This window comes from Hymenobacter canadensis (genome assembly GCF_027359925.1).
Taxonomy (GTDB): domain Bacteria; phylum Bacteroidota; class Bacteroidia; order Cytophagales; family Hymenobacteraceae; genus Hymenobacter; species Hymenobacter canadensis.
On record NZ_CP114767.1, the window covers coordinates 3940522 to 3951838 of the forward strand.

At 66.5% G+C, this 11317-nt stretch carries 6 protein-coding genes and 1 pseudogene; 5 read left to right on the forward strand and 2 right to left on the reverse strand.

What is annotated here, in order from left to right; all coding sequences use genetic code 11:
• Positions 1-196: 196 nt before the first annotated feature.
• The 4 genes and pseudogenes from O3303_RS16865 to O3303_RS16880 all read left to right on the forward strand — a co-directional run bounded on the left by O3303_RS16865 (position 197) and on the right by O3303_RS16880 (position 4297).
• Positions 197-1693 (forward strand): T9SS type A sorting domain-containing protein, encoded by a 1497-nt coding sequence (locus tag O3303_RS16865; protein WP_269559543.1) that lies wholly within the window; start codon positions 197-199, stop codon positions 1691-1693.
• A 141-nt stretch (positions 1694-1834) separates the two neighbouring features.
• Positions 1835-1963 (forward strand): annotated as a pseudogene (locus O3303_RS16870) (F0F1 ATP synthase subunit gamma); the annotation flags it as partial.
• Between the two features lie 360 nt (positions 1964-2323).
• Positions 2324-2959, forward strand: a complete 636-nt coding sequence (locus O3303_RS16875) for a DUF7149 domain-containing protein (protein ID WP_269559544.1) — start codon at positions 2324-2326, stop codon at positions 2957-2959.
• A 717-nt stretch (positions 2960-3676) separates the two neighbouring features.
• Positions 3677-4297, forward strand: a complete 621-nt coding sequence (locus O3303_RS16880) for a hypothetical protein (protein ID WP_269559545.1) — start codon at positions 3677-3679, stop codon at positions 4295-4297.
• A 224-nt stretch (positions 4298-4521) separates the two neighbouring features.
• On the opposite strand, the gene O3303_RS16885 is transcribed toward O3303_RS16880, so the two are convergent.
• Positions 4522-4698, reverse strand: coding sequence for a hypothetical protein (locus O3303_RS16885; RefSeq protein ID WP_269559546.1), 177 nt, complete (start codon positions 4696-4698; stop codon positions 4522-4524).
• Positions 4699-4867: 169 nt separating this feature from the next.
• Between O3303_RS16885 and O3303_RS16890 the strand changes: the two genes are divergently transcribed.
• Positions 4868-10237: a beta strand repeat-containing protein gene (locus O3303_RS16890; RefSeq protein WP_269559547.1), complete on the forward strand. Its 5370-nt coding sequence runs from the start codon at positions 4868-4870 to the stop codon at positions 10235-10237.
• 170 nt (positions 10238-10407) lie between these two features.
• Here O3303_RS16890 and O3303_RS16895 read toward each other — a convergent pair whose 3' ends face one another.
• Positions 10408-11109, reverse strand: a complete 702-nt coding sequence (locus O3303_RS16895) for an HAD family hydrolase (RefSeq protein WP_269559548.1) — start codon at positions 11107-11109, stop codon at positions 10408-10410.
• Between the last annotated feature and the right edge of the window lie 208 nt (positions 11110-11317).

The following is an 11317-nucleotide window of genomic DNA, read 5'->3' on the forward strand; positions in this document are numbered from 1 at the left end:
GTGCGCCCGCGCCGCGCCGGCTACCGGAAAAGGACAGTTTAGTATGCGTGTAGCTGAATATAGGGTTGGAGCCGGGGTCGTTGCCGGTGTACCTTTGCAACCCTACTGCCTCACCACCAATTGTCTACTGGACTATCAGCAGTTACTGCTTTCGTCCTGGCCTTTTTCCCTTAGACCTGGCCCGTCTGCCTATTGTATGCAACACCCCTACCCCTTGGCCGCCCACGCGGCCCCCGCCCGCCCGGCTACCGTGGCGGCCTACCTGCTGCTGCTGCTGACGTTGCTGCTGCCCTGGACCGCCCGCGCCCAGGCCCCCGCCTGGTCGGCGGCCACCATTGGCAGCAGCAGCCAGGCCAATGGCACGAGCACCACGCAGGCCACGGCCGTGGATGCGGCCGGCAACGTGTTTGTGACGGGCAACTTCACGGGCCAGGTGGCCTTTGGCAGCACCTTGCTCAGTAGCGCGGGCGGCAACGATCTGTTCGTGGCCAAGTACGTGCCGGCCACCGCCACCTGGGCCTGGGCCCAGAGCGGGGGCGGCACCGGCACCGACTTTGGCCAGGGCCTTGCCGTGAGCGGCATAAGCGTGTACGTAACGGGCTATATCACCAACAACACGGCCAACAGCACCGGGGTGCTGTTCGGGGGCACGGGCACCACGGCCGGCACGGTGCAGGTCAATGGGGCCTCGGCCACAAGCAGCCAGGACCTGGTGGTGGCCAAGTACACCGACAACGGGGCCACGGCCACACTGGGCTGGACGCAGGTGGGCGGCGGCACCAGCGGCGACATTGGCTTTGGCCTTGCCGTGAGCGGCACGAGCGTGTACGTGACGGGCGTTATCGTCAACACCACGGCCAACGCCAGTGGAGTGCTGTTCGGGGGCACGGGCACCACGGCCGGCACGGTACAGGTCAACGGGGCCACGGCCACGAACAGCTTCGACCTGGTGGTGGCCAAGTACATCGACAACGGGGCCACGGCCACCTTGGGCTGGACCCAGGTGGGCGGCGGCACCGACAACGACCAGGGCAACGGCATTGCCGTGCGCGGCACGAGCGTGTACGTAGCGGGCTCTGTCGTACCCAGCGCCACGTTCGGCAGCTTCACCATCAACAACCCGGTGGGGACCACTACCAACTTCCTGGGCGAGCTGCTCGACGCAGTGCCGCTGCCGGTAGCGCTGACGGAGTTTGCAGCCGCGCCGGAAGGCCCGCAGGCTGTGCGCCTGCGCTGGGCCACGGCCTCGGAAGTGAACAGCGCCGCCTTCGAGGTGGAGCGCAGCCCGAACGGCCGCACGTTCGGAGCCATCGGCACGGTGCCGGCGGCCGGCAGCAGCAGCGGCCCGCGCCGCTACGCGCTGCTGGACCCCAACCCCCCAGCTCACCAAGCCATCCTGTACTACCGCCTGCGGCAGCTGGATGCCGATGGCACGTTCAGCTACTCGCCGGTGCGGGTGGTGGCCCGGGCTGCCGCGCTGAGCCTCTATCCCAACCCCACCATCGGCGCGGCCATGCTCACGGGCGCGGCTCCCGGCGCGGCCGTGCAGGTGCTGGACGCCCTGGGGCGCCTGGTGCTGCGCGCCACCGCCGACGCCACGGGCACGGCCCGCCTGGTGCTGTCGGCCGGGCAGCTCGCTGGCCTGTACCTGGTGCGCTGCGGCGCGCAGGTGCTACGCCTAGTGCGGGAGTAGCTCTGGTCCAGACCGGTGCAATGACGCGACCCTTCGCGTCTCATCGTTGCACGGCTGGAACCCAACGGCTGGCACGTCTGCGTGTAGAGACGCAACCTTTCCGCCTCTACACGCAGACGTGCCAGCCGTTGGGTCGGTGTAGCCACCGAAAACGCTGGCGAGCTGCTCAAGCAGCTTAAGCTGCCCTACAACCGGACCCGTCAGGCCGCCATTACCACCGAGATTCTCAAAATCGTGGGTGGAGCGGAGGCGCTGGCAGCCAGCCGGTAAGGCGAGTCGTTTTACAGGAAAGTCCCGTGGCCGGTTGGTCACGGGGCTTTTTTTGTTCTGGTTGGGCCTCATCCCCCCGGCCCTCTTCTCCCGTGGAGAAGGGGGAGTCTGACGATTGTAGCGCCGCCCCTTCGGCTTTCGCCTCAGGCACGGCTACCTGTCCGGATGTAGCGCGAAGTTTCACTTCGCAAGACGTTGGAACGACTTCGGTAGCCGTGCCTGAGGCGCCAGCCGAAGGGGCGGCGTTGCAGTCATCAGGCTCCCCCTTCTCCACAGGAGAAGGGGGCCGGGGGGATGAGGCCCAACCGGGGCCGGGGGGATAAGGCCTCGTAAGCCCCGCCCTCGTATCGTACGGGCCTTATGCTACAGCCCCGATACCTCTCGCCCGATACTGCTACGGCCGCCTTGCGCCGCCTCAAGCCCAGCCCCGAAGAGCTAACCGAATTCCGGCAGCACCTGGCCGAGATGCTCAAGCACCTCGACCCCACCAAGATTGAGCGCCACGGCGAAACTCACATCCTCGACTTCCTGCGCCACGTCAGCAAGCCGGCCGAGGGCGGGGCGCGCTACGGCAACGTGAAGGACAAGCGCGACCTAGTGCTGCACCTCGGCGACACCGCCGACTCGCCGGTGGGCGTGGTGCTGGAAGTCAAGGGGCTCAAGAACCCCAAGGAGATGCTGGCCCCCGACGACCTCAATCGCAAGGCCCTGCACCAGCTGCTGATCTACTACCTCGAAGACCGCACCGACGACAAGGCCGACGACTTCTGCAGCCTTATCGTGACCACCGGCTACGAGTGGTACATCTTCGACGCCCTGGACTTCCACCGCCTGTTCTTCAAGGACAAGGGCTTCGTGAAGGACTTTCTGACCTGGAAGGCCGGGGCCAAGGCCGCCGCCGACCCCCAGGCTCTGGAGGCACAAATCGATGCGCTGGTAGCTGCCCTCTACGGCGTGGCCCTGCCCGCCGCCCCAGTGCCCGCCGCCGCTTCCTGACCCGTGCCGTTGCCCCGGCCCACCCGCGCCACCCCGGCCGGGTGTTGGGGCCGGCCCCTTGTGGTTTCAGCGCCTCTGCTGCCTTGGGCGGCAGAGGCGCTTTTTATTTTTTCGGCCCTCTTGACAATCAAATAGGTAAAATGATATATTGGTAGGAACAAAGCGGTTAATAGCCTGAAGGCCAGCTTGCCGGCCCGTTGCAGCAGCTTTGTCTTATCCAACCTGATACCTGTTACGTGACCCTATCCTGCTATGTGGCCCGCCCCCTTGCGGGGCCGTCCGTTGCCGGCCGTGCGTCCGGGCACTCCCTCGTGTTAGCTGCGTTGTTTGCCGGGTTTCCGCGCGTCTGCCGGCTCGGTTGGCGCTTTGTAGGCGTAGGAAATGCCTGGCTACCCGTAGGCCGCCCTTTTCCACGCGTAGGACGGCGCTTCTTACGGGTAGGCGGGCGTTTTCAATGCGTAGGAAGTGCCGTCCTACGCATAGGTAGCCGTTTTCAATGCGTAGGACGGCGCTTCCTACGCATAGATAGCCGTTTTCAATGCGTAGGACGGCGCTTCCTATACGTAGGAAGCGCCGTCCTACGCATTGGGAAGGGCTTGCTGCGCAGCGGAAAAGTTGGATTACGGCACCGGGGGGCGGTTTGGTGACAAAGAACGCAGGTGCGCCAGGGCCTTCGGGTCAATTCTTCTATTCTCTACCATTTACTTCGCCTGACTTATGGCAACCCGCCGACTGATTACCAATTTCGATAGCCTGGCCAAGATGGACATTGGCCCGCTGGCCCAGAACTGCCTGACCAACCTAACCGGCAACGCTCGCTACCCCGACGCCAAGCCCCAGACCGACGCCCTGCTGGCGGCCCTCACGCCCTACCAGACGGCGGCCAGCGTGCTGCACCCCACGCCCACCCAAACCGCCGAGCTGGCCCAGCTGCGCACGGCCCTCAACCAGAGCCTAAGCGCCGTGGCCCAGATGGCCAACGCGCTGTATGCCCAGGACGAGGCCGCTTTGCTCAGCACCGGCCTGTCGTTGAGCAAGGAGCGCGAGCGGCACACCACCCTGGAGGTGCCCGGCAAGTTCCAGCTCACGGATGGCCCCCAGCCCGGCACACTCTGCGCCAAGGCCAAGCGCCCGCCCCACGCCGTGGCCCTCAAGTACCTCTACACCCTCGACGCCACCAAGCCCGACAACCAGTGGCTGACGGTGGTCGTGCGCGACGGCGACGCCCTGCTCACGGCCTGCAAAACCGCCGACCGGGTGTACTGCAAAGTGGCCGCCGTGGGCGGCGACACCGACCAGCAGCCCTACTCCGAGGTGCTGAGCCGCCTGGTGCAGTAGGGGAGGCCCGCCCCCCGGCTTTGGCCCCGCTCCGGTAGGAGCGGGGCTTTTTGTTGCCCGGCGGGGTAGGGGGCAGTAGGAGGCGGGGCAGGTAGTGCCGTCGCAGAAACAAATTCGCCAGCAAAGGGGGCAGTCATCGGGGAGTTGCCGTGTTGAAGCTGCCCGGGCTTTCAACTGGCGTCGCTGCCCGGGGAGCAGGGGCCGGGGTGGCTGACAACAGCAGCTCAGCCCGGCGCGGTGTGCTGCCGGTACTTGCCGGCGGCTGGCTTGCCCACGTGAAAGGCCGCGCCGGCCGGCGGCCCTGTGGCGGCTGGCACCGCGGCCACCGGGGCCGCCGCCGGCAACCGGGCCGCCAAGGCGGGCAAGGTGCCGATGGAAGCCGGCCGCGGCCTGAGAGCCACGTTAGACAGCATCGGACTGTTATTAAAAAAATCAAATAAAATATTGGACGAACAGATGTAGCGACAGTAGATTTGCTAAAATAGCGTAACGCTAATACTTCGTGGGATATTCAGCAACAGCTGCTCTTGTCCTGGCCTTTTCCCCCGGACGTGGCACTCCCTGCATTGCATGAAGCACTTGTACCCCAGGGCCGCAGGCGCGGCTCACTTCTACCCCACTACAGTGGTGGGCTACCTCTGCCTGCTGCTGGCCTTGCTGCTGCCGGGGGCGGCGCGGGCCCAGACGCCGGCTTTCAGCACCTCGCGCAGCACGGGCAGTACGTACACCTCCATCGGGACCACGGGCACGAGCTTCACGTTTCAGGGCATCAGCACCGACGACAATACCTCTACGAGCGTAGCCCTGCCCGCGGACTTTGCGTTTAGCTACCTGGGCACGCCCGTTACCAGCTTCCAGGCCTGTCTTAACGGCTGGATAGCCCTTAACTCTGCCACCACCAATATCTCATTCACGAACGAGCTGGCGGGCAGCAACAGCTTGCCGCTGCTGCTGGCGCCGATGTGGGATGACCTGGTGTGTCAGGGCCATATCTATGGCACGGCTTCGCTGGACGCTTCCATGAAGTACCTGGTCAGTGGCACGGCCCCCAACCGGGTGCTTACGGTGGAATGGTTGGGGATGGAGGTATTCAGCAACGATGGCCCTAACCTGAACTTCCAGGTGAAGCTGTACGAGACCAGCAACATCATTCAGTACCAGTATGGCGTGATGTCGGGTTTTGACGGCCGTCGTGACTTTACCTACACATACTCGCTGGGCTTGACTGGCAGCACGCCGGCCGGCAGCTACCTGGCCCAGCAATCGTCTAACAGCAACTTCTTTGCCCAGGCCAACGCCGATGTGAACGACTCAGGTGCTAACGCTCTGGCCATGGTGCCGACCTCGTTCAGCCAGGTGCAGTTTGTGCCGGCGGCCTCGTTTAGCACCGGTTCTCCCCCCACCGCTGTGGTGCCGGCCAACAACAACCCGGCCGGGGCCTTTGCGCTGCCTTTGCTTTTCTTTTCGCCCACCTCGTTTGCCACCACCTACACGTCGGCCAACGCCACGGCGTCGTCGGGCATCACGGCGTGTACGGCCGCCACGCCCGGCACCCCCGACGATGACGTATGGTTTACGTTTACGCTGAGCCGGACGCAGCCCGTCACGGTGACGCTGCGCGGCTCGGGGGGCTACGACGGCGTACTGCAGGTATTCTCCAACGCTGGCACCACGGCCTTGGCGTGCGTAAACGACACGGGCACCGGCCTCACCGAGAACTACAGCGCCACGCTGGCCGCCGGCACCTACTACGTGCGGGTATACAGCGCCGACGTGGGGTGGGGGACAACCGGCCAGTTTGCCCTGGCTGCCTACGTGGTGCCACCCGCGCCGGCCAACAACGAGTGCGCCGCGGCCGTAGCCTTGTCGTCGGCTGGCACCTGCACCCCCATCAACGGAACGTCGCTGGGCGCCACGGCCTCTGCCGGCGTGCCCGCCTGCACCGGCACCCCCGACGATGACGTGTGGTATTCGTTTACCACGGCCGCCACGGCCCGCAGCTACACCCTCACCATGCAGGGTAGTGTCGACTATGACGGCGTAGTGCAGGTGCTGAGCGGGGCCTGCGGCAGCCTGACTTCGGTGAGCTGTACCAACGCCACCCTGAGCGGTGGGGCCGAAGTGGTAACTCTGAGCAGTCTGACGCCTAATACCACGTACTACGTGCGGGTGTACGAGTCTGCCAGCGGCTACAGCTCCGGCGACTTCACGTTATGCCTCACCGACAATTTCCCCCGCCTTACGTCTGTAGCTCCCACCAGCGGGCCGGTGGGCACAAGCGTGACGCTTAGGGGCACCGGTTTCACCGGGGCGACGGGCGTGAGCTTCAACGGGACGGCGGCCACCATCTTCGGCGTAACCAACAGCACCACGGCCACGGCCACCGTGCCCGCGGGCGCTGCCACCGGCAACGTGACTCTCACTACGCCGCTGGGTACCAGCAACGGGCAGGCGTTTACGGTGCTCTCGACCGTAGCCTCCATTACGCGCCAGATGCCTTCACCCACGGCCACAGCCACGGTGCAGTACCGGGTGGTGTTCAGCACCAGCGTGACCGGCCTAACGGTCAGTAACTTCGGTATAACGCCTACCGGCATCAGCGGGGCCGGCGTGATCAGCGTCAGCGGCTCGGGCACTACCTACACCGTCAACGTGAACACGGGCACTGGCAACGGCACGCTGCGCCTGAACGTGGCCAACAGCACGGGCATCTCGCCCGCGGTGAGCGGCCTGCCCTACACCGCCGGCGAAGCGTACACCATCACCAAGAGCTTTTCGGCGGCCCCCATTCTGCGCATTCAGGGAGTAGGCGGGTCGGGCGGCGACGTGACGGCCTTTGTGGACGCGGTGCAGGTGCTGAGCGGCGGCGCGCCCTTCGCCAACGCTTTGCAGAACGGCAGCTTTGAAACCCACGACCCTTATAACAACGGCGGCAACACGTTTGCCTACAGCCCCACAGGGGCTAGTTGGAGCTTCAACAGCGTCTCGGGCATTGCCGACGCGGGCAGTGCCTTCAGCCCGGTGACACCCGTTCCCAGCGGCATTGCCGTGGGCGTGGTGCAAAGCAACCTGGGCATCAACGGCCTGCTGCAGCAAAACCTGGCGGTGCCCACGGGCAGCTACCAGGTGAGCTTCCTGGCGGCCCAGCGCGTGTGCTGCTCCACAACTGACCAGGCGCTGAACGTGTTCCTGAACGGGGTGTTTATCGGCAGCATTCAGCCGCCAAACAACAACGCCTACAGCCCCTTCACCTCAGCTACCTTCAGCGTCACGGCCCCGGCCCTGACGGCCACCGTGAGCAGCACGGCCGGCGCCAGCGGCAGCAGCACCGGCACCACCCCGATTCCGTTTTCGGTGAACTTCTCGCAGAGCGTGGGCACCAGCTTTACCGCCGCCGACCTGACCGTGGGCAACGGCAGCGTGGTGGCCGGCAGCTTCAGCGGCAGCGGGGCCGGCCCGTACACCTTCACGGTGACTCCCACCACGCCCGGCACGGCCACAACGGTGAGCCTGGCCGCCGGTGTAGCCCAAGATGCCAACAACGCCGGCAACGCGGCGGCCGGGCCATTCAGCATCACATACAGGGCCGCCCCCGTACTCACGGGCCTGGCGCCCAACAGCGCGCCGGTGGGCACGAGCATCACGCTCACGGGCCTCAACCTGGCCGGCACCACGGGCGTGAGCTTCAACGGTACGGCGGCCAGCATCATTACGGTGGTGAGCAACACAACCGTTACGGCCACGGTGCCGGCCGGCGCTACCACCGGCAGCGTGACCCTTACCACGCCCGGCGGCACCAGCAACGGGCTGGCGTTTACGGTGTGCGTGCCGCCTGTTAGCGTGGCCCAGAACCTGAGCGTGAGCCTGGACGTGAACGGCATTGCCACGGTGGCAGCTTCGGCTGTGAACAGCGGCAGCACGGCCAACTGCGGCACGGCCGCGGCGGGCAGCCTGAGCCTGGCCGAAGCCACCAGCCGCGTGACGAACGGCACGTTTGACACCAACGCCACCGGCTGGACTGCTACCAACGTGGACAACAACGGCGGCTACTTCGCCAGCGGCGGCAACCCCGGCGGGATGTTCATCCTCAACGACGCCGGCAGCCCCGGCACCGACCCCACGCTGAGCCAGACCGTGACCGGGCTGATGAGCGGGGCCACCTACGTGCTGCGCGGCAACTACCGCAGCAACTATATCGTGGGTACGCTGGGTGCCCCGGCTCTGGCGGTCGACCTCAACGGCAGCCAGCTGACCACGTTCCCGGCCGTGGGCACCACCTGGACGCCGTTCAGCCTGACGTTTACGGCCACCGTCGCGAGCCAGACCCTGGCCTTCCGCGGCGAAATTAACGGCACCGACGTGGACATTGCCCTCGACAACCTGCGCCTGACCCAGGAGGGCAGCACCCTGCGTTTCAGCTGCGCCAGCACCGGGGTCAACCCCGTGAGGCTGTCGGTAACCGATGCCGGGGGCACTGTTGCCACCGCCGTAGCCACCGTGACGGTGAGCGTGCCCGCCACGCCCACCACCACCTGGAACGGGGCCGCCACCACGGCCTGGACCGACTGCGGCAACTGGAGCTTCGGCAAGGTGCCCGATGCCACTACCAACGTGGTAGTTCCGGCCGGACTAAGCCGCTACCCCAACCTGACCACGGGCACGCTGACGGTGAAGGACCTGACCATCGACGCGAGTGGCAGCTTCACGCTGAGCAGCGGCGCGACCCTGCAAGTGAACGGCAACCTGACCAACAACGGCACGGCCACCTTCTCGGGCGCCGTGGCATTCGTGGGCAGCGCCGCCACCCAGACGCTGAGCAACAACGGCGGCTTCACTACCGTGACGGTGACGAAACCCGTCGGCACGGTGCAGCTGGGCCGGAACCTGACCATCAACTCGGCTCTGACGCTGAGCAGCGGCACGCTCACGACCACCGGCGCCTACCAGGTAAACCTGGGCGGCTCGGCCACCCTGAGCGAGAGTGAAACCAGCTACGTGCTGGGCAAGGTAGCCGTAAACCGCACCCTGGTGCCCGGCACCGCCCAGACCTTCGGCGGCCTGGGCCTGACCCTGACGCCGGCTGCCGGCTCCGTAGCTCCCGGCGCCACGGCCGTCAGCCGCACCACCGGCACGGCCCTGACGGGTACGGGCACGAGCGTGAGCATCCAGCGCTACTTCGACATTCAGCCCGCCGTCAACACGGGCCTGAACGTGACGATGAACTTTGTCTACTTCGACCATGAACTGAACGGCATTACCACCGCCAACCTGGCGATGTTTAAGTCCGAGACGAGCCTGGCCGGCCCCTGGGCCAACCAGTCGCCCATCACGCAGGGCCTCAACCAGGTGACTAAGACCGGCATTGCCGACTTCTCCATCTGGACGCTGGGCAGCAGCGCCAACCCGCTGCCCGTCGAGCTGACGGCCTTCACGGCCACGGCCGCCGGCCCGCAGGCCGTGCGCCTAGCCTGGACGACGGCCACGGAAGTGAACAGCGCCGCCTTCGGGGTGGAGCGCAGCCCGGACGGCGTGACGTTCCGGACGGTGGGCACGGTGCCCGCCGCGGGCACCAGCACCGCGCCCCGCGCCTACACCCTGCTCGACCAGCAGCTGCCGGCCGGCGTGCCGGTGCTCTACTACCGCCTGCAGCAGCTCGACCAGGACGGTACGTTCTCGTACTCGCCGGTGCGCGCCGTGGCCCTGAGCAACGTGGCCCCAACCCGCCTGACGCTGGCCCCCAACCCCACCACGGGCGCGGCCACGCTGCGCGGAGCCGCCGCCCACGCCCCGGTGCAGATCTATGACGCCGTGGGCCGCCTGGTGCTGACCGCCACCGCCGACGCCACCGGCACGGCCCATTTGGTGCTGCCCACCGGGCAACCCCTGGGCGTGTACGTGGTGCGCACCGGCGGGCAGGCCACGCGCCTCGTGCTGGAGTAGCCGGCGTATGCGGTAAACACAAGAGCCCCGGCGCCTGGCGCCGGGGCTCTTTGCGTGTAGGGGTAGCGGCGTGACCCTCGGGGTTTCGGCGTTGTGGGGGCGGGGAGTAACGTCAGCAACGGGGAGACGCGAAGGGTCGCGTCTCTACATGGGTCTGGGGAGTGGAACGGCTAGGGCTTGCGGGGCTTCGGCACAGCAGGGGCTTGGGCCAGCAGCTCCAGCAGGTTTTCGGGCGTGAAGCCAGTAAAGTCCTTGATGTAGGCTAGTGGCGCCTGAAAGTCAGCGGCTTTGAGGGAGGTGCCCACGGCTACGCAGCGCATGCCGGCCCGGTACGCCGACTGCTCGCCCAGCACGGCATCTTCCAGCACCACGCACCGCTCGGGCGGGATGCCCAGCTTCCGGGCCGTGGTGAGGTAGGTATCGGGATGGGGCTTGCCGTGCTTCACGTCGTCTTTGCCCACCACCACATCGAAGTAGCGGCGCAGGCCCAGGTGGTCGAGGATGTAGCTGATGGTATCGTCGCCGGAACCGGTGCCCAGGCCGATGCGGAAGCCGGCGGCGCGGGCGGCCTGCAGAAACGCCGTGAGGCCGGCTACTTCCCGGCGCTTGTTCCAATAGAGCACCCGGTAGAGCAGCTCGCGCTGGGCGGCGTATTCTTCGAGCTGTTTCTTCGGGACGGGGTTGGTGAAGACCATGGCCAATATCTCGGAGGCCGGCATGCCGTTGAGGCGGCGCAGCAGGCGGCGGGCGTTGGTGGTGAGGCCCAGGTCGCGGAATAGCAGCTGGAAGGCGCGGGCCTGCTCGGGCGTGTTGTCGATGAGCACGCCGTCCATGTCGAACAGCAGGGCATAGGGGAGGGCGGTAGCGGGCATGGTGGGTACACGCAGGAAAGGCGCGGCGCGTTGCGTGTAGCACGGGCTTCAGCCCGTAGCTCCCCGGAGCTGCACCATGCGAAAACAGGTGCTGCAACCAGTCAGCCACATACGGCACGGAGCCGGCGAGCTACGGGCTGAAGCCCGTGCTACATACTATGCTGCAATTCCCGGCGCGGGCGGCTATCTTTGCGGCCGCCTTTGTCTA